25 protein-coding genes are annotated in these 21,156 nt (G+C 65.2%); 18 read left to right on the top strand and 7 right to left on the bottom strand.

Annotation, left to right across the window (positions count from 1 at the left end):
* Positions 1 to 26 precede the first annotated feature (26 nt).
* On the top strand, positions 27 to 1,058 hold the full coding sequence (locus AC30QB_RS17945) for a GGDEF domain-containing protein (RefSeq protein ID WP_489547625.1): 1,032 nt from the start codon (positions 27 to 29) through the stop codon (positions 1,056 to 1,058).
* 7 nt (positions 1,059 to 1,065) lie between these two features.
* Here AC30QB_RS17945 and AC30QB_RS17940 read toward each other — a convergent pair whose 3' ends face one another.
* A complete protein-coding gene (locus AC30QB_RS17940) occupies positions 1,066 to 2,532 on the bottom strand; it encodes a cryptochrome/photolyase family protein (protein ID WP_489547624.1) in 1,467 nt (488 codons plus the stop codon).
* Between the two features lie 35 nt (positions 2,533 to 2,567).
* Here AC30QB_RS17940 and AC30QB_RS17935 point away from each other — a divergent pair, with 35 nt between their 5' ends.
* From AC30QB_RS17935 to AC30QB_RS17910, 6 genes are read left to right on the top strand one after another with little or no spacing between them, the layout of a single operon-like run.
* Positions 2,568 to 3,155, top strand: a complete 588-nt coding sequence (locus AC30QB_RS17935; RefSeq protein WP_489547623.1) for a YqgE/AlgH family protein — start codon at positions 2,568 to 2,570, stop codon at positions 3,153 to 3,155.
* Positions 3,152 to 3,559 carry a Holliday junction resolvase RuvX gene (gene ruvX / locus AC30QB_RS17930; RefSeq protein WP_489547622.1) on the top strand — a complete coding sequence of 136 codons (408 nt, stop codon included), beginning with the start codon at positions 3,152 to 3,154 and terminating at the stop codon, positions 3,557 to 3,559. Before AC30QB_RS17935 ends, ruvX begins: the two co-directional genes overlap by 4 nt.
* Positions 3,559 to 4,059, top strand: a complete 501-nt coding sequence (gene pyrR / locus AC30QB_RS17925) for a bifunctional pyr operon transcriptional regulator/uracil phosphoribosyltransferase PyrR (RefSeq protein ID WP_489547621.1) — start codon at positions 3,559 to 3,561, stop codon at positions 4,057 to 4,059. Before ruvX ends, pyrR begins: the two co-directional genes overlap by 1 nt.
* Complete coding sequence (locus AC30QB_RS17920; protein ID WP_489547620.1) at positions 4,056 to 5,012, top strand: aspartate carbamoyltransferase catalytic subunit; 957 nt, start codon at positions 4,056 to 4,058, stop codon at positions 5,010 to 5,012. The genes pyrR and AC30QB_RS17920 overlap by 4 nt, the downstream gene beginning before the upstream one ends.
* Before the next feature lie 40 nt (positions 5,013 to 5,052).
* Positions 5,053 to 6,348: a dihydroorotase gene (locus AC30QB_RS17915; RefSeq protein WP_489547619.1), complete on the top strand. Its 1,296-nt coding sequence runs from the start codon at positions 5,053 to 5,055 to the stop codon at positions 6,346 to 6,348.
* Positions 6,349 to 6,407: 59 nt separating this feature from the next.
* Positions 6,408 to 7,121: a lysophospholipid acyltransferase family protein gene (locus AC30QB_RS17910; RefSeq protein WP_489547618.1), complete on the top strand. Its 714-nt coding sequence runs from the start codon at positions 6,408 to 6,410 to the stop codon at positions 7,119 to 7,121.
* A 5-nt stretch (positions 7,122 to 7,126) separates the two neighbouring features.
* On the opposite strand, the gene AC30QB_RS17905 is transcribed toward AC30QB_RS17910, so the two are convergent.
* From AC30QB_RS17905 to AC30QB_RS17895, 3 genes are all read right to left on the bottom strand, one after another.
* The gene (locus tag AC30QB_RS17905; protein ID WP_489547617.1) at positions 7,127 to 7,609 is read right to left on the bottom strand and encodes a pilin; all 483 of its coding nucleotides are present in this window, start codon (positions 7,607 to 7,609) and stop codon (positions 7,127 to 7,129) included.
* Positions 7,610 to 7,737: 128 nt separating this feature from the next.
* Complete coding sequence (locus AC30QB_RS17900; RefSeq protein WP_489547616.1) at positions 7,738 to 8,097, bottom strand: cupredoxin domain-containing protein; 360 nt, start codon at positions 8,095 to 8,097, stop codon at positions 7,738 to 7,740.
* A 4-nt stretch (positions 8,098 to 8,101) separates the two neighbouring features.
* Complete coding sequence (locus tag AC30QB_RS17895) at positions 8,102 to 8,992, bottom strand: metallophosphoesterase family protein (protein WP_489547615.1); 891 nt, start codon at positions 8,990 to 8,992, stop codon at positions 8,102 to 8,104.
* Between the two features lie 126 nt (positions 8,993 to 9,118).
* On the opposite strand from AC30QB_RS17895, the gene AC30QB_RS17890 reads away from it, so the two are divergent.
* From AC30QB_RS17890 to AC30QB_RS17875, 4 genes are all read left to right on the top strand, one after another.
* Positions 9,119 to 9,718 carry a sigma-70 family RNA polymerase sigma factor gene (locus AC30QB_RS17890; protein ID WP_489547614.1) on the top strand — a complete coding sequence of 200 codons (600 nt, stop codon included), beginning with the start codon at positions 9,119 to 9,121 and terminating at the stop codon, positions 9,716 to 9,718.
* On the top strand, positions 9,715 to 10,485 hold the full coding sequence (locus AC30QB_RS17885) for an anti-sigma factor family protein (protein ID WP_489547613.1): 771 nt from the start codon (positions 9,715 to 9,717) through the stop codon (positions 10,483 to 10,485). Before AC30QB_RS17890 ends, AC30QB_RS17885 begins: the two co-directional genes overlap by 4 nt.
* A gap of 274 nt (positions 10,486 to 10,759) precedes the next feature.
* Positions 10,760 to 12,064: an MATE family efflux transporter gene (locus AC30QB_RS17880; protein ID WP_489547612.1), complete on the top strand. Its 1,305-nt coding sequence runs from the start codon at positions 10,760 to 10,762 to the stop codon at positions 12,062 to 12,064.
* An 87-nt stretch (positions 12,065 to 12,151) separates the two neighbouring features.
* Entirely contained in the window at positions 12,152 to 13,303 is a 1,152-nt protein-coding gene (locus AC30QB_RS17875) for an HD-GYP domain-containing protein (RefSeq protein WP_489547611.1), read from the top strand.
* Here AC30QB_RS17875 and gpmA read toward each other — a convergent pair.
* Positions 13,300 to 14,046 carry a 2,3-diphosphoglycerate-dependent phosphoglycerate mutase gene (gene gpmA, locus AC30QB_RS17870; protein WP_489547610.1) on the bottom strand — a complete coding sequence of 249 codons (747 nt, stop codon included), beginning with the start codon at positions 14,044 to 14,046 and terminating at the stop codon, positions 13,300 to 13,302. The genes AC30QB_RS17875 and gpmA overlap by 4 nt on opposite strands.
* Before the next feature lie 86 nt (positions 14,047 to 14,132).
* Between gpmA and AC30QB_RS17865 the strand changes: the two genes are divergently transcribed.
* The 4 genes from AC30QB_RS17865 to AC30QB_RS17850 all read left to right on the top strand — a co-directional run bounded on the left by AC30QB_RS17865 (position 14,133) and on the right by AC30QB_RS17850 (position 16,377).
* Positions 14,133 to 14,543: a rhodanese-like domain-containing protein gene (locus AC30QB_RS17865; RefSeq protein ID WP_489547609.1), complete on the top strand. Its 411-nt coding sequence runs from the start codon at positions 14,133 to 14,135 to the stop codon at positions 14,541 to 14,543.
* 15 nt (positions 14,544 to 14,558) lie between these two features.
* Positions 14,559 to 14,819 carry a glutaredoxin 3 gene (grxC, locus tag AC30QB_RS17860; protein WP_489547608.1) on the top strand — a complete coding sequence of 87 codons (261 nt, stop codon included), beginning with the start codon at positions 14,559 to 14,561 and terminating at the stop codon, positions 14,817 to 14,819.
* A 93-nt stretch (positions 14,820 to 14,912) separates the two neighbouring features.
* Positions 14,913 to 15,383: a protein-export chaperone SecB gene (secB, locus tag AC30QB_RS17855; protein ID WP_489547607.1), complete on the top strand. Its 471-nt coding sequence runs from the start codon at positions 14,913 to 14,915 to the stop codon at positions 15,381 to 15,383.
* 7 nt (positions 15,384 to 15,390) lie between these two features.
* Positions 15,391 to 16,377, top strand: coding sequence for an NAD(P)H-dependent glycerol-3-phosphate dehydrogenase (locus AC30QB_RS17850; protein WP_489547606.1), 987 nt, complete (start codon positions 15,391 to 15,393; stop codon positions 16,375 to 16,377).
* Here the strand turns inward: AC30QB_RS17850 and trmL are convergent, their stop codons facing one another.
* Positions 16,378 to 16,848: a tRNA (uridine(34)/cytosine(34)/5-carboxymethylaminomethyluridine(34)-2'-O)-methyltransferase TrmL gene (gene trmL / locus AC30QB_RS17845; protein WP_489547605.1), complete on the bottom strand. Its 471-nt coding sequence runs from the start codon at positions 16,846 to 16,848 to the stop codon at positions 16,378 to 16,380.
* A 21-nt stretch (positions 16,849 to 16,869) separates the two neighbouring features.
* On the bottom strand, positions 16,870 to 17,568 hold the full coding sequence (locus AC30QB_RS17840; RefSeq protein WP_489547604.1) for a ComF family protein: 699 nt from the start codon (positions 17,566 to 17,568) through the stop codon (positions 16,870 to 16,872).
* Positions 17,569 to 17,592: 24 nt separating this feature from the next.
* Here AC30QB_RS17840 and AC30QB_RS17835 point away from each other — a divergent pair, with 24 nt between their 5' ends.
* From AC30QB_RS17835 to AC30QB_RS17825, 3 genes are all read left to right on the top strand, one after another.
* Positions 17,593 to 18,516, top strand: a complete 924-nt coding sequence (locus tag AC30QB_RS17835) for a class I SAM-dependent methyltransferase (protein ID WP_489547603.1) — start codon at positions 17,593 to 17,595, stop codon at positions 18,514 to 18,516.
* Between the two features lie 307 nt (positions 18,517 to 18,823).
* Entirely contained in the window at positions 18,824 to 19,945 is a 1,122-nt protein-coding gene (coxB, locus tag AC30QB_RS17830; protein ID WP_489547602.1) for a cytochrome c oxidase subunit II, read from the top strand.
* A 40-nt stretch (positions 19,946 to 19,985) separates the two neighbouring features.
* Positions 19,986 to 21,156 (top strand): cbb3-type cytochrome c oxidase subunit I (locus tag AC30QB_RS17825; protein WP_489547601.1); only part of this gene is annotated, 1,171 nt, incomplete at its 3' end.

Here is a 21,156-nt window from a genome sequence, read left to right as displayed (position 1 = left end):
CTTTCGGCCGGGGTCTCCTTTGTGCCATGTCTGAACTAGTCGACCATCTTGCCGAGCTGACCGGCTTTAGGGATCGCGACATTCTCGACGTGACATTGGTCGGGGCGCTGCGCGACATGCTGCACCCGCGCACCGTCACCATCTACCGATTGGTGGGTGAGCCCGGCAACGAGCACTGGATCACCCGCGCACGCCTGGGCGAGCATGATGCCGTGGCCACGGCCGACCCCGCTTGGGCCGATGTTGACAGCCTGCCCCCGCTTGACCTGTTCCCCGAGCGCATGGAGGCCATGAAAGGCCAGACCCGCGTGGTCACCATCCCCGGGCAGCACAGCGTGAGCCTGTTCCCGGTGAGCACCGACCGCGAAGTCGTGGGGGTGATGGAGATCGAGACCCTGGCGCCGCTGAGCGACGAATCGTGCCGCATGGTGGGCAGTATTCTGCGCATCTACCGCAACTTTCAGGCGCTGCTCGACTACAGCGAGCGCGACACGCTCACGGGTTTGCTCAACCGCAAGACCTTCGACGAAAGCTTTCTCAAGGCCACGAGCGAGCCCACCGGCGTGGCGCCGCTGGCGGCCGACGGCCGCCGCCACGTGGCCAGCAACCACCGACACTGGTTGGGGCTGATCGACATCGATCACTTCAAGTCGGTCAACGACACCTACGGCCACCTGATCGGCGATGAAGTGCTGCTGTTGCTCTCGCGCCTGATGCGCAGCAGCTTTCGCTTCCACGACCGGCTCTACCGCTTTGGCGGCGAAGAGTTCGTGGTGCTGATGCGCTGCGCAAATGATCAGGATGCAGCTTTGGCGCTGGAGCGCATGCGCAGCAACACCGCCAGCTACCCCTTTCCGCAGGTGGGGCAGATCACGATCAGCATTGGTTTCACCGAGATCCAGCCGGGCGACACGCCCAGTGGCGCCTTCGAGCGGGCCGACAAAGCGGTGTACTTTGCCAAGAGACATGGGCGCAACCAAGTGCAAAGCCATGCCGAGCTCATTGCGCGTGGCGACTTGGAAGACGAATCCAAGGTCGGCGACGTCGAGCTGTTCTGAGTCGGCGCTACTTCGCAGCTTTCACCACCGCATACCGCTCCAGCGTCTTCGCGCGCGCTTCGTTGTGCATCACGATGGGCAGCGGATAGTTCTCCCCCAGCACCACATTTCCTTCCGTCAGCTCTATCGGCCGCGCCAGCCATGGCGCGTGGATGGCCTTGTCGTTCATCCCGGCCAATTGCGGCACGTAGCGCCGGATGAACTTGCCCGCCGCGTCGAACTTCTCGCTCTGCGTCACTGGGTTGAAGATGCGGAAATACGGCTGCGCATCGCAGCCGGTCGAGGCTGCCCATTGCCAGCCGCCGTTGTTGGCGGCGAGGTCGAAGTCGTTGAGCATCTGTGCGAAGTAACGCTCGCCCCAGCGCCAATCGATGCCGAGGTCTTTCACGAGAAAGCTCGCCACCACCATGCGCAGGCGGTTGTGCATGTAGCCGGTCTGGTTGATCTGGGCCATGGCCGCGTCGACCAGTGGGTAGCCGGTGCGCCCCTCGCACCACGCCGCAAACAAGGCGTGGGCATGCTTGCCATGCTCCCACCTGATAGCGTCGTACTCGGGCTTGAAGCTGGCGCCCACCACATGCGGGTGGTGGTGCAGCACCTGGTGATAGAAGTCGCGCCAAATCAGCTCTGACAGCCAGGTGGTCGCGCCTACCGACCCTTGTTGCATGCGAATGGTGGCCTCACGCGCCAGCTGCCGTATCGACACCGTGCCGAAGCGCAGGTGCGTTGACAAGTAGCTCGGCCCCTTCACGGCGGGCAAGTTGCGCGTCTCGTCATAACGGTCCATGCGCGGCAGAAAGTCGCTCAGCATCTCTTGCGCGCCGCCGGCGCCCATGCCCATCTTCATCTCGTGCAGGTTGGTGGTTTCGAAGCCGATCTCGGCCAGCGGCGGCACGCGGGCTTGCATGCCCTCGGGCAGCGGCGCGAGGCTGTCGGCATACCGCTCCACGGGGTAGGCACTCACATAAAAGGGCTCCAGCTTCTTGAGCCATGCGTTCTTGTACGGTGTGAACACGCTGTAGGGCGTGCCGCTGGCGGTGAGTACCTCGCCGCGCTCGAAGATCACATGGTCTTTTGCGGTGTGCAGCGCAATGCCGGCATCGGCCAGGCGACCGCGTACCTGGTTGTCGCGATGCACGGCGGCAGGCTCGTCGTCGTGGCTGGCGTAGACCGCCTGCACGTGCAGCTGTTGTGCGAGGCGGGGCAGCTCATCTGGCGCAGCACCATGGCGCACCAACAGCCCGCCGCCTTCGGGCTGGAGCGCGTGCAGTTGGTCATTGAGTGCGAGCAGGCTGTCGCGTATGAACTCTACCCGCCGGTCGGCGCGGGGCAGGGGGTCAAGGATCTGGGTGTCAAAAATGAAGGCGCAGTACACCTTGCGCGCCGCCTTGAGCGCATGGAAGAGGGCAGCGTTGTCGCTGGCCCGCAAATCGCGCCGAAACCAAACCAGGGCTGAGTCCAAAACCTTTTCCATCCGGGGCAGTGTGCCGCAGGAATAAAATCCACCGCATGCCCGGCATCGCCATCGACCTCACCAACCAGTTCCTCATCGCCATGCCAGGCATGGCCGATGACACCTTTGCGGGCGCGGTCATCTACATGTGCGAGCACACCGACAAGGGTGCGCTAGGCCTGGTGATCAACAAGCCTATCGACATCAAGCTGAAGAATCTGTTCGAAAAGGTTGCGCTCACCCTTGACCGCGAAGACCTGGCCGAGACGCCGGTGTACTTCGGCGGGCCGGTGCAGACCGAGCGCGGCTTCGTGCTGCATGAGCGCCTGGGTGGTAGCGAAGGCGAGGGCGGGCACTACAACTCTTCGCTGCAGATCCCCGGTGGGCTGGAGATGACTACCAGCAAAGACGTGCTCGAAGCACTGTCGAGTGGCGCTGGCCCCAAGAAGATATTGGTCACGCTCGGCTACAGCGGCTGGAGCGCCGGCCAGCTGGAAGAAGAGATCGGCCGCAACGGCTGGATCAACGTGAGCGCCGAGCCCGGCATCATCTTCGACACGCCGGTGGAGCAACGCTACGACAAGGCGCTGTCGCTGCTGGGCATAGACCCGCGCATGCTCAGCCAAGAGGCAGGCCACGCATGAGCCTCGCGGCCATGCCACCCCATACACCCCGCTCATTTCTCGCTTTCGATTTCGGTACCAAGCGCGTGGGTGTGGCCAGCGGCAACACCCTCACGCGCACGGCCACGCCGCTGCGCACCGTGGCGGCCGAGGGCGATGCGCGCTTCGCTGCCCTGGGCGCCTTGATCGCTGAGTGGCAGCCCGAAGCGCTGGTGGTAGGCGTGCCCTACCACCCTGACGGCGCGCCGCACGACAATACTGCCCGCGCCCAGCGCTTCGCCCGCCAGCTGCACGGCCGCTTCAAGCTGCTTGTGCATGAGGTGGATGAGCGCTACACCACCACCGAAGCACATGCGCATGGGGCGGCTGATGTCGATGCGGCGTCGGCGGCGATCATCCTGGAGCAGTTCTTGAGAGACCTCTAATGAGCACTCTTCATCTCAACGCCGAAGCCCTGTACACCGACCTGCTGTCGGGTGTGCGCAGCCTGCTGCAACCCAACGCCGTGCTGGTCGGTATCTGGTCGGGTGGCGCCTGGCTGGCCGAGCGCCTGCAGCATGATCTGAAGCTCAGCGGTGATTTCGGCGTCATCTCCAGCGCCTTGCACCGCGACGACTTCTCGTCGAAGGGCCTCTCCAGTGCAGACCCCACCAAGCTGCCCTTTGAGATCGAAGGCCGACCGATCATGCTGGTCGACGACGTGCTCTACACCGGCCGCACCACCCGTGCGGTGATCAACGAGCTGTTCGATTTCGGCCGCCCTGCGAGCGTCACGCTGGCGGTGCTGGTCGACCGCGGCGGGCGCGAGTTGCCCATCCACGCGGCTTACTCGGCCGCACGCATCACATTGTCAAACGAACACAAGTTGCGATTGGCGCGGGACGATGCCGGCCGCTTCAGCTTCGACATCAAGGAAGGTGCATGACCAGGAACCCGCAACTCAACAAGCATGGTGAGTTGATTCATCTGCTGTCCATCGAAGGCCTGCCGCGCGCCGTGCTGCACAGCATTCTCGACACCGCTGGCACCTTTTTGAGTGTGAACGACCGCGAAGTGAAGAAGGTGCCGCTGCTGCGGGGGAAAAGCGTGTTCAACCTCTTCTTCGAGAACAGCACCCGCACCCGCACCACCTTCGAGATTGCCGCCAAGCGTTTGAGCGCTGACGTGATCAACCTCGACATCGCCAAGTCGAGCGCCGCCAAGGGCGAGAGCTTGCTCGACACCATCGCCAACCTGAGCGCGATGCATGCCGACATGTTCGTGGTGCGCCACAGCGAGAGCGGTGCCCCGTACTTGATCGCCCAGCACTGCGCGCCGCACGTGCATGTGGTGAACGCCGGCGACGGCCGCCACGCGCACCCGACCCAGGGCCTGCTCGACATGTACACCATCCGCCACTTCAAGCAAGACTTCACCAAGCTCACGGTGGCCATCGTGGGTGACATCGTTCACTCGCGCGTGGCGCGCTCCGACATCAATGCCCTCACCACGCTGGGCGTGCCTGAGATACGCGCTGTTGGTCCCAAGACCCTGGTGCCCAGCGACCTGAAAGAGATGGGCGTGCGGGTGTGCCACGACATGGTCGAAGGCATCAAGGGTGCCGACGTGATCATCATGCTGCGCCTGCAAAACGAGCGCATGAGCGGCGCCATGCTGCCCAGTGCCGGCGAGTTCTTCAAGAACTACGGGCTCACGCAAGAAAAGCTCGCCCACGCCAAGCCCGATTGCATCGTCATGCACCCGGGGCCCATCAATCGTGGCGTGGAAATCGACTCGTCGGTGGCCGATGGCAAGCAGAGCGTGATCTTGCCGCAGGTCACCTTCGGCATTGCGGTGCGCATGGCGGTGATGTCGACTATCGCCGGCAACAACGCCTAACCCGTCGACAGGCTCAGGGCAATCGGAAACACAAAACCAGATGAAACTCCTGATCAAGAACGGCCGCCTGATCGACCCTGCGAGTGGGCGCGACGAACTGGGCGACGTGGCGATTGCCGCCGGCCGCATCGTCTCGCTGGGTAAGGTCAACCCCGAGTTCCGCGCCACCCGTACCCTCGACGCCAAGGGGTTGATCGTGGCGCCCGGTCTCGTCGACTTGGCGGTGCGCCTGCGCGAGCCCGGCCACGAGCACGAGGGCATGCTCGAATCTGAAATGGCGGCGGCCGTGGCCGGTGGCGTGACCAGCCTGGTTTGCCCGCCCGACACCGACCCGCCGCTGGACGAGCCCGGCCTGGTCGAGATGCTCAAGTTCCGCGCGCGCAACCTCAACCAGTCGCACCTCTACCCGTTGGGTGCGCTCACGCGCAACCTGGCCGGCGAGGTGTTGACCGAGATGGCCGAGCTCACCGAGGCGGGCTGTGTGGGCTTTTCTCAGGCCGATGTGGCCCTGGCCGACACGCTGGTGATGCAGCGCGCGCTGCAATACGCCTCGACCTTTGGCTACACGGTGTGGCTGCGCCCGCAAGACTCCTACCTTGGCAAGGGCGTGGCGGCCAGCGGCGCGCTTGCCACGCGACTGGGCCTGACCGGCGTGCCGGTGATTGCCGAGACGATTGCGCTGCACACCATCTTCGAGCTGGTGCGCGTGACTGGCGCGCGTGTGCACCTGTGCCGTCTGAGCAGCGCTGCCGGCATTGCACTCGTGCGCCAGGCCAAGGCCGAGGGCCTGCCCGTCACTTGCGACGTGAGCGTGAATCACCTGCACCTGACCGACATGGACATCGGCTACTTCAACGCCGCCATGCGCATGACGCCGCCGCTGCGTCAGCAGCGCGACCGCGACGCCATACGCGCCGCGCTGGCCGACGGCACCATCGACGCGCTGGTGAGCGACCACACGCCGGTCGATGAAGACATGAAGAACCTGCCCTTCGCCGAAGCCGAGCCTGGCGCCACCGGCCTGGAGCTGCTGCTGAGCCTGGCGCTCAAGTGGGGTGACGAGCAGGGTGTGGGTCTGGGCAAGACGCTGGCCGCCGTGACCTGCGAGCCGGTGCGTGTGCTGGGCGATGCACTGGGCTCTATCGCATCGAGCGCTGGCCGCCTGGTCGAAGGCGGCATGGCCGATGTGTGCGTGTTTGACGCCACCGAGCGCTGGACGGTGCAGCCCGCTGCGCTCAAGAGCCAGGGCAAGCACTCGCCGTTTGTGGGCTATGAGTTGCCCGGCCGCGTGAAGTACACCCTCGTGGCAGGCCACGTGGCCCACGAGGCGGGGTGAGCCGGGTGAGCGGAGTGTTGCGCACGCTGAGAGGGGTTTGGCGTCTGGCCCGATGCGTGGTGCACATCGGTGCCGGCTTGGCGCGCTGCGCGGTCATCTATCCGTTCATCGAGCCACCGCAGCGGCTGGTGCAAACCGGCCGCTGGTGCGCCAAGATGGCCCGCGTGCTGGGCCTGCGCGTCCACGGCAGCGGCATGCCCAACGGCGGCGCCACCTTGCTTGCATCGAATCACGTCTCGTGGCTCGACATCATGGCCATCAACGCGGTGCATCCGGCGCGCTTTGTCTCCAAGTCCGATGTGCGCGCCTGGCCCGTGCTGGGCTGGTTGGTGGCGTGCGGTGGCACCTTGTTCATCGAGCGCGAGCGCAAGCGTGACGCGCTGCGCGTGGTGCACCAGATTGCCGAGGCGCTGAAGCGCGGCGACACGGTGGCCATGTTCCCTGAAGGCACCACCGGGGACGGCTCATCGCTCCTGCCTTTCCACGCCAACCTGATGCAGGCGGCCATCTCTACCGCCACGCCCCTGCAGCCGATTGCGCTGCGCTACGTCGAAGCCGACGACCAGCCCAGCCGCGCGGTGGTGTGGGTGGGCGACACCACGCTCGTGACCTCGCTCTGGCAGGTCGCCATGGCCGATGGCATACAGGTCTTCGTCACGCACTTGCCGGCGTTGCCGACACAGGCGTGTGATCGCAGGGAACTGTGCGAGGCGGTGCGAGGGCAGATTGCCGGCGCACTCGGACTCGATCTGGCCGGAAGCCCGCAGCACTGACCCGCTCAGAGGCAATTCACCGGCAGATAGATGTTGGGAATGTTGGTCTTGTCGGTGCCCAGGGCTTTCATGTTGTCGGGCGCCTTGGCATGGCCGCACACCCACGCAACCGGCACCACGGGCGCGTCTTCCACCACACCGGGGCGCAGCGTCAGGGTCTTGCCCTTGAGCGCACCGTAGGCGCGGTTGCCGAACACCACGTGCACGGCGCCCATCTCCACGGTGACCGACTGCACGTAGTTGTTGACGATCTTGTCGGCCGCCGGCAACCCGGCCGCAGCGTTGTCGTCGGGCACACTCTTGAGTGCCAACCAGGCGGCCGCCACCGGTTGCTTGGCCACATCAGCCAGCGGCATGGCTTCGACGAGCTGTGCACGGATGAGCTTGTTGTGCATGCTGGGCACCGCCATCATGGCGAGGATGGCGATGATGGCGACCACGACCATCATCTCGGTGAGCGTGAAACCGCGGGTGTGTGTGCGAGACATCGGTGCATTCTGCGGCATTCAGGCGAGCGCTTCGTTCAAAGCATCGCCCAGGTGTGTCAGAAAGTGCAGGCCGCCAGGGGCGGTGGTTGGTTCGAGGCCAGTCTTGCGCGGTCTCTTTGGATCAGTGCTTACGCCGTCACGGTCAGCATGCCGTCCATCTCTTCATGGCCATTGCCGCAAAACACGTCGCAATAGAAGACGAACTCGCCGGTCTTGTCGGGTGTGAAGTGCAGGCTGCGGGGCTGGCCCGGAACGATGTCGGTGCGCAGGCCGAAGGCGCTGAGGTTGAAGCCCATGATGACGTCTTGCGAGCTGAACTCGAGCACCACCGCCTCGCCTTTCTTCAACGCAATGTGGCGGGGCTCGAACTCGAACTTGCGCACCGTGATGCGGATGGCTTTCTCGGGTGTTTGGGATGCGGCCAGGCCCACAAAGGACAGCAGGCTGGCCGCAGCGACGAATGTGCGGCGTGTCGTGTTGAATGGCATGGGCTCAGGCCTTGCGCAACGGCAGCTCGTTGATCTCGTAGCCGCCGCTCTTGGCTTCGGTCTCGATCTCGCGAAAGCCCAGGCCGCGATAAGGTTGGGCCGGGTCCCAGGGCAGCGGCGCGCGGCGCGGCTGCGAGCCGGGTGCGGGCAGCGGGAAGATCAACGACTTGGCCGAATGGTGCGCGATGTGCCCGGTCATGAAGTGGTGCTCTTGGTGGATGTGGCCGTAGAACACGGTGACCTTGTCGTGCGGCATCAGCAGCTCGACCGCGCGGGCGCCGTCGCGCGTGGCCCAGTCCCATTGCGGGTAGAGGTCGAACAAGGGCCGGTGCGTGAGCACCACGATGTGGGCGCTCTTGGGCTGGCGGGCCAGGTCGGCGGCCAGCCAGGCGAGCTGCTCGTCGCCTATTTTCGCGCCCGGGTCGCTCACGTTGTCGAGCGCGATGAAGTGCACGCCCTTGTGGTCGAAGGCGTAGTGCGTGGCACCGAAGAATTCCTTGAACGCCTCGCCGTTGTCGAGCGAGGCATCGTGCTCGCCGGGCATGAAGCGCACGGTCTTGACCCTGAGCTCGGCCACGATGTCGCGAAACTCAGCCATGCGGCGGCGGCGCTCTTTCGGGTCGTCGGTGGTGTGGGTGAGGTCGCCAGTGAAGACCACGAAATCGGGCTGCTGCGCGAGCGCATTGACGGCGGCCACGGCCTTGGGCAGCGTGCCTTTGGCATCGGGGTTGGGCGCGCCCTCGAAGCCCCAGTGTGTATCCGACAGCTGCACGAAATAGAAATCGTCTGGCGCGCCCGCGGCCGGCGAGGCACAGCCCGCCAGCCCCGAGGCGAACACCGCGCCGCCCAGGCCGGCGAGGTGCAAGAACTGTCTGCGGTCGATGTGCTGCGTCATGGATGTCTCCTGGCGCACACTGCGTGCGCCGTACATGCCATACCCGCGCGGGCTGCGCAAAATTCCCGGCCCAACGATTCACTCGGGTACGCGTCTCAGTGGGAATAAAACCTGGCCGAGATCGGTATGCACCAGGAGAAAGGAAGCTCCTTGGCCGACGAAGAGAACCGCCAGCGCTTTGTGGCCATCGCCTTGCCGCACCTGGGCGCGGCCTACAACCTCGCGCGCTGGTTGACCCGCAATGACCACGACGCCGAAGACGTGGTGCAAGAGGCCTGCCTGCGCGCGATGCGGCACTTCGGTGGCTTTCGTGGCGAGCAGGTGCGGCCCTGGCTGCTGCAGATCGTGCGCCACACCTGTTATTCGTGGCTGAAAGAAAACCGCCCGGCCGAGGTCGTGGCCTTCGATGACAACGATGAGCCCGGGCGTGAAAGCGCTGCGCCCGCGGCCGACGAGCCGCACGCCGTCGCGCAGCGCAAGGCCGACCGCGCGCAGATCAACCATGCGATTGCCGGCCTGCCCATCGTCTACCGCGAGGTGCTGGTGCTGCGTGAACTTGAAGACCTCTCGTACAAAGACATCGCTCGCATTGCCGACGTGCCGCTGGGCACCGTGATGTCGCGCCTGGCCCGCGCCCGCGGGCTGATGCAGCAGGCCTTGCAGCCGGGTGCGCGGCCGGTGCTGCGCACCGTAGCGCGCTCTGCGCGCAGCACAGACACCCCATGAGCACCGCTTTCGATACCACCCACCTCCACGCCTTCATCGACGGCGAGCTCGACCTCACGCAGCAGCTCGACATCGAAACGAAGCTGGCGCAAGACGCCGTCTTGCGTGCGCAGGTCGACAGGCTTCAGCAGTTGCGCCGCACGGTACGGCAGCAGGCTGATTACCACGAGATGCCTGCGGCCTTGGCCACGCGCATTCGCGCACTGGGCGCCCCCGCCCCCGCAACCACTGGCGAATCAGCGCTGCAGCGCTGGTTCGCCTGGCGGCCCGCCGTTTTGGCCATCGGCCTCGCGGGCTTGTTGCCCTGGGCCACAGTGCTGGCGCTCGCGCACTTCAGGCAAGACGATCGCCTGATGCAAGAGACCGTGGCCAGCCATGTCCGGGCCACACTGGGCCAGCGGCTGGTCGACGTGGCCTCGTCAGACCGGCACACCGTGAAACCGTGGCTGTCCGCGCGGCTCGATTTCTCGCCGCCGGTCCACGACCTGAAGCTCCCGGGCGTGGTGTTTCTCGGCGGGCGCGTCGACTACCTCGGCGGCCACCCGGTCGCGGCTCTGGTCTACAAGCAGCGCGAGCACGTGGTCGACGCCTTCGTGTGGCCCACGCAAGAATCCGACTCGGCGGTGCAGGCGCAAACGCTGCGCGGCTTCAACGCCAGGCACTGGGTGCACGGTGGCATGCGCTACTGGGTGGTGTCAGATCTGAACCAGGACGAGCTCGCCAAGCTGGCGCAGGCGCTGGACGGCGAGATCGCCCTCAGCAGCTGAGTTCTCACTCGGGCGCCGGCCGGTGGTGTGGTTTCAGTGCGGCCTGCAGCCGCGTGCGCCGTTCTCCCTTCATTGGCCCCCATGCAGCCGCGCCATGAAACCGGGCACTGCAGGTGTATGAATCGTGAGCCGGTTGCCGCAGGTGACAGCGCAGGCGCAGCCGCTGCGTTATGTTGGGTGTCCCTTGCCACCCGCCATGCCCGGCCCCACCCCTCCTTCTCGCTGGCGTTGGATTCGCTATCAATGCCGTCGCCGCTTCACGCGACCGCGGGGCGTGTGGGCCTTGGCGGGCCCGGTGCTGGTGCAAGAGCTCGCGCTGGTGCTGACCGGCACGGTGGTGATGGGGCTGGCCAGCCACCTGGGCGCGTCGTCGGTCGCAGCCATCGGCATGATGGATGCGCTGGGCTTCCTGCTCAATGCGGTGTTTGGCGGGCTGGCGATAGGCACCACGGTGACGGTGGCGCATTGCCTGGGCGCCGGTCGGCGAGAAGATGTGCGCTCGGTGGCCTTCAGCGCCTTGTTGCTCGCGGTCTGCGCCGGTGCGGCCATCGCCACACTGCTGTGGTTCACCCGTGGCGCCTGGATCGCGACGCTCCTGCCTGGCGCCGAACTGGCGGTGGTCACGCAGGCCGACCTTTACTTTCGATGGCTCATCGTGGCGGGCTTACCCACCTCGCTTGTGATCGTGTCGTGCGGCGTGCTGCGCGGCATGGCGCGCACCGATGCCGCCATGCGCGTGCAGGTGACGATGAATGTGCTGCAGATCGTGCTGGCCGCGCTCTTCATGAACCGCTCGAATGGCAGCGTGGCGGGCGCGGGTGCCGCGCTGTTGATTGCGCGCTGTACCGGTGTGGCGCTGGCCTTGCTCTCGCTGTGGCCCACGCTGCAGCGTGGCGAGGCGCATGCCGCCGGCTGGCCGCTGCGAGGTGACTTCATGCGAGCCATCTTGCGCATAGGCTGGCCGGCGGCGCTGGAAACCTCGTTCTTCCACATCGGCAAGCTCATCACGCAAACCATGGTCGTGGGCTTAGGCACCGCGGCCATGGCGGCCAATTTCGTCGCCTTCTCGGTGGCGGCTTTGCTGTATGCGCCGGGCACCGCGCTCGGTGTGGCGGCCACCACGCTGGTGGGCATGCGCCTCGGCGCCGGCGAGGTAGAGGCGGCGCGCCGCATGCTGCGCCGTCTGGTGCGCAGCGCCGACTGGTCGCTCACCGCAATGGCGGCGGTGGTATTGCCCTTTTCCTACCTGCTGGCCCAGCTGTTTGGCAACAACCCTGAGGTGGTACGCCAGGCAGCATGGTTGATCGCGCTGAGCTGCTTGGTCATGCCGGTGTGGGGGGCGTCGTTTGTGCTGCCCGCAGGCTTGCGCGGTGCGGGCGACACCCGCTATGCACTGGTTGTGGCCACTTGCACGATGTGGGGCTTGCGCATCGCGGCCGGCTACGTGATGGGCATCGTGCTCGGCCTGGGCGTGATCGGCGTGTGGATGGGCATGTTCAGCGACTGGGTGGTGCGCGGCATTCTCTTCAGAAAGCGCCTGCGCAGCCCACACTGGACGCGCCACCGTTTGCTCGGTTGAGATCCGCTCCCAAGTGAACGATTTGGCGCAAGTCGTGCGCCGCCAGGGCCCGCGGGCGCTACATTTCGACCATAGCGGAGGTTTGCCATGGCGCTTGTCAAGATGGTTCGGACCTTGGTGCATTTTGGCGTGCCCTCGTTATGGGAGGTGCGTGACGCTGAAGGTCACCTGCTGCTGGCCCGCGGTGGCGTGATCGAAGACGACGAGCAGCTCGCGGCGCTGCTGGCGCACGGCGCCATGGTCGACCCCGAAGAAGTGAAGGCGGCACTGGCAGCGCAGGCCGCGGCCAGCGGGCGCGTGGCCGAGCCCCCTGCCGCCGACCTGCGCCCTGTCAGCCTCTTCGGCTTGTGGGACAAGCTGCTGTGGCGCCTGGAGCGTCTGACCAAAGACGCCAAGCTCGAAGCCGGTTTTCCGGCGCGCCTGGAAGAGTTGGCGGGGCATCTGGTGCAACTGGTGGAGCGCGACGCCGACATCGGCATCTTTCTCGCGGTGCGGCAGGATCAGCATCGCTTTCCCGTCTATGGGTTGAGCCATGCGGTGTTCACGGCGCTGATCTGCTTCCTCATGGCCAACCGCATGGGCTGGCCGCGCGAGCGCTGCATCACGCTGGTGAAAGCCGCGCTCACCATGAACATGTCGGCGTTTGAGCTGCAAGGGCGCCTGGCGGCGCAGGGGGTGCCCATGCTCGAAGAGCAGCGCGTCATCTTGCATGAGCACCCGCTCAAGAGTGCGCAGATGCTGCGCGAGATTGGCGTGGCCGATGAAGAGTGGCTCACCGCGGTTGAGCAGCACCACGAATGGACCGATGGCTCGGGTTACCCGCGCAAGCTCACGCAGCTGTCTGAGATGGCCATGGCGCTCAAGTACGCCGATGTCTTCATGGCCAAGATCAGCCCGCGTGCCATTCGCAAGCCGTTGTCGGCGCAAGATGCCGCGCGCCAGCTATTCAAGGTCGACAGCGGGGGAGTGATGGCGATGGCCATCATCAAGGAGTTCGGCATCTACCCGCCGGGCGAATTCGTGAAGCTCAAGTCGGGTGAGCTGGCGGTGGTGGTTAGGCGCACCGCCAGCGCCAATACCCCCATCGCCATGAGCATCACCGACAAGTCGGGCGTGCCCATCTTGCATGTGGCCCGCCGCGAAACGGCGCGACCGGAATACGCCATTGCCGGGCTGGTGGCCGACAAATCGCTGGTCACGCGCGTGCCGCCGGAGCGGCTTTACGGGCTGTCGAGCTAGGCGTTCTTGCCCTGGTTCGCCACAGTGGCGGCAGCCTTGGCGGCGGCTTCGGCATCGCCCAGGTAGTAGCTCTTGATGGGCTTCAGCTGCGCATCGAGCTCGTAGACGAGCGGTATGCCGTTGGGGATGTTGACGCCCACGATGGCGTCATCGGCGATGTTGTCCAGGTACTTCACCAGCGCGCGAATGCTGTTGCCGTGCGCCGCAATCACGATGCGCTTGCCTGCCTTGATGGCCGGGGCGATGCTCTCGTTCCACACCGGCATCACGCGAACCACGGTGTCTTTGAGGCATTCGGTGAGCGGCACGTCTTCCGGCTTGAGCTTGGCGTAGCGGATGTCGCCGCGCTGGCTGAGCGGTGCATCGGCGGCCAGCGGCGGCGGCGGGGTGTCGTAGCTGCGGCGCCATACCAGCACCTGCTCGTCGCCATATTGCTTGGCAGTCTCGGCCTTGTTCAGGCCTTGCAGGCCGCCATAGTGGCGCTCGTTCAAGCGCCAGTGGTGTACCACTGGCAGCCAGGTGCGGTCCATCTGATCGAGGGTGTGCCACAGCGTCCAGATGGCGCGCTTGAGCACAGAGGTGTAGGCCACGTCGAAGTCATAGCCGCCCGCCTTCAGCAGCCGCCCGGCTTGCTGGGCCTGTGCCACGCCGGTGGGGGTGAGGTCTACATCGACCCAGCCGGTGAATCGGTTTTCGAGGTTCCAGGTCGATTCGCCGTGGCGAATGAGCACAAGTTTGTACATGGCAGAGGGGCGCGAGGGCTTGAAGACAGTCGACGAAGGGCCGAATTCTATAATTCGCCTTTGCCTCCAACACCCTGGGCCTCCTTGTGAAATTCTTCGTCGACAACTGGTATCTGATCGCTGTGGCCCTGATCTCGGGTGGTTTGCTCGTCTGGCCGCGCCTGCGTGCCGGGGCGCAGGTGGGGGCTGTCAGCACTGCTGAAGCGGTGCTGATGATCAACCGCGAGCGCGCCGTTCTCATCGATGTGAGCGAGCCCGCCGAGTACGCTGCTGGCCATGCCGGCGGCGCCAAGAACGTGCCTCTTGCCACGCTCGAGTCGACCACCCATCTGCCCAAGAACAAGGCCTTGCCGCTGGTGGTGGTGTGTGCCAACGGCGCACGCGCATCCAAGGCCGTGGGTATCCTGACCAAACTCGGTTTTGCAAACTCACGCCCTTTGGCCGGTGGCCTGAAGGCGTGGCGCGAGGCCAATCTGCCGGTAGAGAAATCGGCCTGAATCGGAGAACTCGGGATGCAGACCGTCAAGATGTACACCACCCAGGTGTGCCCGTTTTGTCAGCGCGCCAAGATGCTGCTCAAGCAGCGGGGCGTGGTGCAGATCGATGAAATCAGGGTCGACCTCGACCCCTCGCAACGCAACACCATGATCGAGAAGACCGGCCGGCGCACCGTGCCGCAGATCTTCATTGGCAGCACCCACGTCGGCGGCTGCGACGACCTGATCGCGCTCGACCAGCGCGGCGGGCTGATGCCCCTCTTGCAGGCAGGCTGAACCGTCACATACCCTCGGACATAATCCAGCCCCGGTCCGCACCTTGTGCGGGCTTTTTGTTTTCACTTCTCTTTGCAATTCAGCGAGACCACCATGGCCGACGAGACCCCCAACACCGCCCCCGTGTTCCAGATTCAACGCGTGTACCTGAAGGACTTGTCGCTCGAGCAGCCCAACTCCCCGCAGATCTTGTTGGAGCAGGCGCAACCCCAGGTCGACATCAACCTGGGCCTGGCTGCCGCCCCTGTGGCCGACGGCATCTATGAGGTGACCGTGACCGCCACCGTCACCACCACGGTGGCCGACAAGACGCTGTTCTTGGTGGAAGCCAAGCAGGCCGGCATTTTCGAGATACGCAACGTTCCGGAAGACCAGCTGCAGCCCATCATCGGCATTGCCTGCCCACAGATCATCTACCCGTACTTGCGCGCCATCGTCTCCGACGTCTGCACGCGCGCCGGCTTCCCGCCGGTGGTGCTGGCCGAGGTCAACTTCCAGGCCATGTTCGAGGCGCAGCAGCAACAACAAGCTGCCGGCGACGGCGCTCCCCCCACGATCAACTGATCTGGCGATGAACCTCACGCTGCTGGGGGCCGGTGCCTGGGGCACGGCGCTGGCGGTGAGCACGGCGGCGCGCCACAGCACGCAGCTGTGGGTGCGAGACGCCCGGCAAGCGCATCAGATGCAGGCGGCACGTGAAAACGTGCGCTACCTGCCTGGCGTGGGGCTGCCACCGGCTCTGCAGATCACGGGCGATTTCGATGCGGCCGTGGCCCATGCGCGCGGCGGTCTGATCGTGATCGCAACCCCGATGGCCGGCCTGCACGAGATGCTGCAGCGCCTGCCCGCCACAGCGCCTGGCGTGCTGTGGCTGTGCAAGGGCTTTCAAGAACGCGCAGGCCTGCTGGGGCACGAAGTGGCGCGCGCCGTGCGGCCCGACGCGGCGAACGTGGGCGTCCTGTCGGGGCCGAGCTTCGCGCTCGAAGTGGCGCGCGGCCAGCCCGCGGCGCTGGTGGTGGCGAGCGCCGACGAAGCCTTGTGCGAGCGTGCTGTCGAGGCCTTTCACAGCGACAGCCTGCGCATCTATGCCTCCAGCGACCCGGTGGGCGTGGAGGTGGGCGGCGCCGTCAAGAACGTGATGGCCATTGCGACCGGCATCTCTGACGGCATGCAGCTCGGGCTCAACGCGCGTGCAGCGCTCATCACCCGCGGTTTGGCCGAAATGACCCGCCTGGGTACCGCCCTCGGGGCTCGTGCCGAAACCTTCATGGGCCTGAGCGGGCTGGGCGATCTGGTGCTCACCGCCACGGGCGATCTGTCGCGCAACCGCAAGGTGGGGTTGCTGCTGGCCCAAGGCCTGCCGCTCGCACAAATCCTGCAAGAGCTCGGCCATGTGGCCGAAGGTGTGGCCTGCGCTGCAACGGTGCTGCAGCGCGCGCAGCAGTGCGGCGTTGATGTGCCGATCACCGATGCGGTGGTGCAGGTGCTTGACGGGCGCATCAGCCCCGCGTGCGCCATTCAGGCGCTGATGTCGCGCGACGCGCGGCGCGAGAGCTGATCAGCCCCCGCCACCGTAGGCGTTTTGACGCCAGGCTTCGAAGACCGCCACGGCCACCGCATTGCTCAGGTTCAGGCTGCGTTGATCGGGCCGCATAGGCAGGCGCACGCGTTGCGGCTGGGCGATGTTGTCGCGCAGCTCGGCTGGCAGGCCGGCCGTTTCAGAGCCGAACACCAGCCAGTCACCGGCTTGCCACGCCACGTCAGCAAACGGCCGGCTGCCACGGGTGGTGAAGGCAAACAGGCGCGCCGGGTCGGGCTGGGCCGCGCTCAAGAAGGCTGCCCACGAGGCGTGGCGCTGCACTGGTGCGTACTCGTGGTAATCGAGCCCGGCGCGGCGCAGCAGCCGGTCGTCCATTGAAAACCCCAGCGGTTCGATCAGGTGCAGCGCGCAGCCAGTGTTGGCCGCCAGGCGGATCACGTTGCCGGTGTTGGGCGGTATCTCGGGGTGAACCAGGACGATGTTGAACATGAGGGCGCGATTGTGAGTGCCTCAGTGCCGTGGCGTACGGGCCAGCGCCCAGGCCTCGACGCGCGCGGCACCGGCTTGCTTGAGCACGCGGGCGATCTCGTTGAAGGTGGCACCGGTGGTCATCACGTCGTCGATCACCGCCACCGAGAGGCCGCCCAGCTCGGCGCGCCGCAGCGGCTCCACCGCGAACACGCCACGCACATTGGCGGCGCGCTTCTCGGGAGGCAGCGCCAGCTGATGGGGTGAGTCTTTCAGCCGCAGCAGCAAGCCTGCATCTGCCTTTGTTTTCAGGGCGCTGCCGAGCCGACGCGTCAGCTCCCAGGCCTGGTTGAAGCCGCGCTCGCGCAGGCGCTGGGGGCTCAGCGGGACGGGCAGCAACAGGTGGGGCAAAGGCGCGCCCACCCGCTGTTGCGCCACCTGCAGCAGCGCCGCAAGCGCAGGCGCCAGATCAATTGCCTCGTGAAACTTGAACTGCGTGATCAGCGCCGACCAGGGGTGCGCGTATTCCACCCCGGTGAGCGCGCCGTCGAAGAAAGGGGGCGCGACCACGCAGGCCCCGCACACGCGCACGCCAGTCGGCACTTGCAGCGCGCAATGCGTGCAGCGCGGCACCGGTTGCGCGAAGCGCGCGGTGCAGGCGCCGCAGATGGTCTGCGCGCCCCAGCCGCGACACACTGCGCAGAGGCTGGGAATGGCGGCAAGCAGACGCGTGAAAAGCATCGGGTCAATATACTGCCGCTTCCCATGAGCGAGCCCCCCGCGCCCACCACGCCCACCACCACACGCCATCTCGATGTGATGCGCGTGCGTGCGTGTTTGAGGCGCTTGGCCTTCGCCGACCAGGCCCCGTGGTTGCATGCTGAAGTGGCGCGCCGCATGGCAGAGCGGCTGGAGATCATCCGCATCCAACCGCAAGCCGTGCTCGACTGGTGGGCCTTCGCCGGGGCCGGCACGGCGCTGCTGTCCAAGGCCTACCCGCATGCTTTGCGCCTCATTGTCGAGCCCACACCATCGCTGCGCGAGCGCAGTGCGCAGGCAGCCAAGGCGCCTTGGTGGTCGGCTCAACGCTGGCGCGGCTCGGCGCCGCAAGTGCTGTCGCCCGATGAGGTGGTGGCCAACAGCGTGCAGCTGGTCTGGGCCAACATGATGCTGCACGCGTCGGTTGACCCTGCAGCGCTCTTCGCACGCTGGCAGCGCGCCCTGGCCGTTGATGGTTTCGTGATGTTTTCTTGCCTGGGCCCTGGCAGCTTGCGCGCCCTGAGCGAGCTCTACCAGCGCATGGGCTGGCCCCCGGCCATGGCCGATTTCGTCGACATGCACGACCTGGGCGACATGCTGGTGCACGCGGGCTTCGCAGACCCCGTAATGGACCAGGAGCTGCTGACCCTCACCTGGGACAGCCCTGAAGCCCTGCTGCGCGAGCTGCGCGGCTTGGGCGGCAATGCGTCTCCGGAGCGGTTTGCCGGCTTGCGCACGCCGCGCTGGCGGGAGCGCCTGATGGCCGAGCTGCGCGCCATGGCTGCCGCCGATGGGCGCATACAGTTGCAATTCGAGGTGGCGTATGGCCATGCGTTCAAGGCCACGCCTCGTGTGCCACTGAGTGCACAAGCCACGGTTTCCCTGGACGACATGCGTGCCATGGTGCGAAGGAAGTCACCACCCGCCTGAGCCCGTTGGAGGGGAGTGAAAGCCTGCGTTAAACTCGTGGGCTTGAAAAATGCAGGTTCGCCAGGGAGTTTTAGCGTACCGACCTGTCTTTGCAGGTCTGGCGTTCGAACTGTGAATAGAGCGTTCCAGCGCAATCACTCATATGTACTCAGGGCAGAAGCAGGCCCTCTGATGTGCCGCTTGTTCTGTCGCCGAGCAGCGCTGCCCGCCGGCTTCGTGAATTTTGAAAACTGAAACAACCATGATGAAGATGACGAAATCACTTTGCCAGTCTCTCTGCGCGAGAGTGGGGCAGTTCAGCCTGGCAATGGGTGCCCTGCTGGCCACTTCGGCCGCGATGGCCGTCAACGACCTGCCGGGCGGCCCGGCAGTCAATCAGCTCGACCTTCACCCGCCGGTGACGCAGATCGCCGCCGAGCAGCAGTACCTGCACAACTTCATGATGATTTTGTGCCTGGTCATCTTCTTCGCCGTGTTCGGCGTGATGTTTTATTCGATCTTCAAGCACCGCAAATCCAAGGGCCACAAGGCCTCGAATTTCCATGAAAGCGTGAAGGTCGAGATCGCCTGGACGGTGGTGCCCTTCATCATCGTGATCTTCATGGCGCTGCCTGCTACAAAAGCCGTGGTCGCGATGAAAGACACCAGCGCCGCCGACCTGACCATCAAGGCCACCGGCATCCAGTGGAAGTGGGGCTACGACTACTTGAAGGGCGAGGGCGAAGGCATAGGTTTCGTGTCCACGCTCGACGTGAGCCAGCGCGAAATGTCCGACTCGGGCAAGCCTTCTGGCGACGACTACCTGCTCAAGGTGGACAACCCGCTGGTGGTGCCGGTCAACAAGAAGATCCGCATCATCACCACTGCCAACGACGTGATTCACGCATTCATGGTGCCTTCGTTCGGCATCAAGCAAGACGCGATCCCCGGCTTCGTGCGCGACACCTGGTTCCGCGCCGAGAAGATCGGCAATTTCTATGGCCAGTGTGCCGAGCTGTGCGGCAAAGAGCATGCCTACATGCCCATCCATGTGAAGGTTGTGTCGGCTGAAGACTATTCGAAGTGGGTGGATGGCAAGAAAAAGGAAGCCGCCGCAAAGACTGACGACCCCAACAAGGTTTGGGTGCTGGCCGATCTGGCGGCCCGTGGCGAGAAGGTCTACAGCGCCAACTGCGCCGCCTGCCACCAGCCCAACGGCAAGGGCGCCGGCCCGATCAAGCCGCTCGACGGCTCGCCGACGGTGCTCGACGCCGACAAGACCAAGCAGATCCATGTGCTGTTGAACGGCCAGAACAACGGCGCCATGCCTTCGTGGAAGCAGCTCTCTGACACCGAGATCGCCGCCGTGATCACGTACACAAAGAACAACTGGTCGAACAAGACCGGCCAGGTGGTGCAGCCCACTGAAGTTGCCGCTGCCCGCAAGTAATCAAATCCGCGTCCAGAACAAGCGCCCCTAAGGAAGACCCATGAGTGCAGTACTTGACCCCCACGGCCACGCGGCCCCCCATGGTCACGATGACCATGCCCATGATGACCACCACCCATACGGATGGCGCCGCTGGGTGTACGCCACCAACCACAAGGACATCGGTACGCTGTACCTGCTGTTCTCGTTCACGATGTTCCTGTTCGGCGGCGTGCTGGCACTGCTGATCCGCGCCGAGCTGTTTCAGCCCGGCCTGCAGATCGTGAACCCGGGGTTGTTCAACCAGCTCACCACCATGCACGGCCTGATCATGGTGTTCGGCGCCATCATGCCGGCCTTTGTGGGCTTCGCGAACTGGATGGTGCCGCTGCAGATCGGCGCGGCAGACATGGCCTTCGCCCGCATGAACAACCTGAGCTTCTGGCTGCTCATTCCGGCTGGCCTGATGCTCGTGGGTTCGTTCTTCATGCCCGGTGGCGCGCCCGCCGCAGGCTGGACGCTCTACGCACCGCTCACGCTGCAAATGGGCCCGTCGATGGACGCCGGCATCTTTGCGATGCACATACTCGGCGCCTCTTCGATCATGGGCTCGATCAACATCATCGTGACCATCTTGAACATGCGCGCACCCGGCATGACGCTGATGAAGATGCCTATGTTCTGCTGGACCTGGCTGATCACTGCCTACCTGCTGATCGCCGTGATGCCTGTGCTGGCCGGTGCCATCACCATGACGCTGACCGACCGCCACTTCGGCACCAGCTTCTTCAACCCCGCCGGCGGCGGTGACCCGGTGATGTACCAGCACATCTTCTGGTTCTTCGGCCACCCCGAGGTGTACATCATGATCTTGCCGGCCTTCGGCATCGTGAGCCACATCGTGCCGGCCTTCGCCCGCAAACGCCTGTTCGGCTACACCTCCATGGTGTATGCCACCTCGTCGATCGCCATCCTGTCGTTCATCGTGTGGGCGCACCACATGTTCACGACCGGCATGCCCGTCACCGGCCAGCTGTTTTTCATGTACGCGACCATGCTGATCGCTATTCCTACGGGCGTGAAGGTGTTCAACTGGATCGCCACCATGTGGCGTGGCTCCATGACATTCGAGACGCCGATGCTGTTTGCCGTCGGCTTCATCTTCGTGTTCACCATGGGGGGCTTCACCGGCCTGATCCTGTCTGTGGCACCGGTCGACATCCAGCTGCAAG

This window comes from Rhizobacter sp. (genome assembly GCF_046595475.1).
In the GTDB taxonomy this organism is placed as follows: Bacteria; Pseudomonadota; Gammaproteobacteria; order Burkholderiales; family Burkholderiaceae_C; genus Rhizobacter.
Note: the sequence above shows the minus strand (reverse complement) of the source record. Positions and strands in the feature narration are given on the sequence as shown.

What these genes read in the sequence shown, in the direction of transcription:
- AC30QB_RS17945 (WP_489547625.1), top strand. Translation starts at nt 27, where the DNA reads ATGTCTGAACTAGTCGACCATCTTGCCGAGCTGACCGGCTTTAGGGAT.
- AC30QB_RS17940 (WP_489547624.1), bottom strand. Translation starts at nt 2,532, where the DNA reads ATGGAAAAGGTTTTGGACTCAGCCCTGGTTTGGTTTCGGCGCGATTTG.
- AC30QB_RS17935 (WP_489547623.1), top strand. Translation starts at nt 2,568, where the DNA reads ATGCCCGGCATCGCCATCGACCTCACCAACCAGTTCCTCATCGCCATG.
- ruvX (WP_489547622.1), top strand. Translation starts at nt 3,152, where the DNA reads ATGAGCCTCGCGGCCATGCCACCCCATACACCCCGCTCATTTCTCGCT.
- pyrR (WP_489547621.1), top strand. Translation starts at nt 3,559, where the DNA reads ATGAGCACTCTTCATCTCAACGCCGAAGCCCTGTACACCGACCTGCTG.
- AC30QB_RS17920 (WP_489547620.1), top strand. Translation starts at nt 4,056, where the DNA reads ATGACCAGGAACCCGCAACTCAACAAGCATGGTGAGTTGATTCATCTG.
- AC30QB_RS17915 (WP_489547619.1), top strand. Translation starts at nt 5,053, where the DNA reads ATGAAACTCCTGATCAAGAACGGCCGCCTGATCGACCCTGCGAGTGGG.
- AC30QB_RS17905 (WP_489547617.1), bottom strand. Translation starts at nt 7,609, where the DNA reads ATGTCTCGCACACACACCCGCGGTTTCACGCTCACCGAGATGATGGTC.
- AC30QB_RS17900 (WP_489547616.1), bottom strand. Translation starts at nt 8,097, where the DNA reads ATGCCATTCAACACGACACGCCGCACATTCGTCGCTGCGGCCAGCCTG.
- AC30QB_RS17895 (WP_489547615.1), bottom strand. Translation starts at nt 8,992, where the DNA reads ATGACGCAGCACATCGACCGCAGACAGTTCTTGCACCTCGCCGGCCTG.
- AC30QB_RS17890 (WP_489547614.1), top strand. Translation starts at nt 9,119, where the DNA reads ATGCACCAGGAGAAAGGAAGCTCCTTGGCCGACGAAGAGAACCGCCAG.
- AC30QB_RS17885 (WP_489547613.1), top strand. Translation starts at nt 9,715, where the DNA reads ATGAGCACCGCTTTCGATACCACCCACCTCCACGCCTTCATCGACGGC.
- AC30QB_RS17875 (WP_489547611.1), top strand. Translation starts at nt 12,152, where the DNA reads ATGGCGCTTGTCAAGATGGTTCGGACCTTGGTGCATTTTGGCGTGCCC.
- gpmA (WP_489547610.1), bottom strand. Translation starts at nt 14,046, where the DNA reads ATGTACAAACTTGTGCTCATTCGCCACGGCGAATCGACCTGGAACCTC.
- grxC (WP_489547608.1), top strand. Translation starts at nt 14,559, where the DNA reads ATGCAGACCGTCAAGATGTACACCACCCAGGTGTGCCCGTTTTGTCAG.
- secB (WP_489547607.1), top strand. Translation starts at nt 14,913, where the DNA reads ATGGCCGACGAGACCCCCAACACCGCCCCCGTGTTCCAGATTCAACGC.
- AC30QB_RS17850 (WP_489547606.1), top strand. Translation starts at nt 15,391, where the DNA reads ATGAACCTCACGCTGCTGGGGGCCGGTGCCTGGGGCACGGCGCTGGCG.
- trmL (WP_489547605.1), bottom strand. Translation starts at nt 16,848, where the DNA reads ATGTTCAACATCGTCCTGGTTCACCCCGAGATACCGCCCAACACCGGC.
- AC30QB_RS17840 (WP_489547604.1), bottom strand. Translation starts at nt 17,568, where the DNA reads ATGCTTTTCACGCGTCTGCTTGCCGCCATTCCCAGCCTCTGCGCAGTG.
- AC30QB_RS17835 (WP_489547603.1), top strand. Translation starts at nt 17,593, where the DNA reads ATGAGCGAGCCCCCCGCGCCCACCACGCCCACCACCACACGCCATCTC.
- coxB (WP_489547602.1), top strand. Translation starts at nt 18,824, where the DNA reads ATGGGTGCCCTGCTGGCCACTTCGGCCGCGATGGCCGTCAACGACCTG.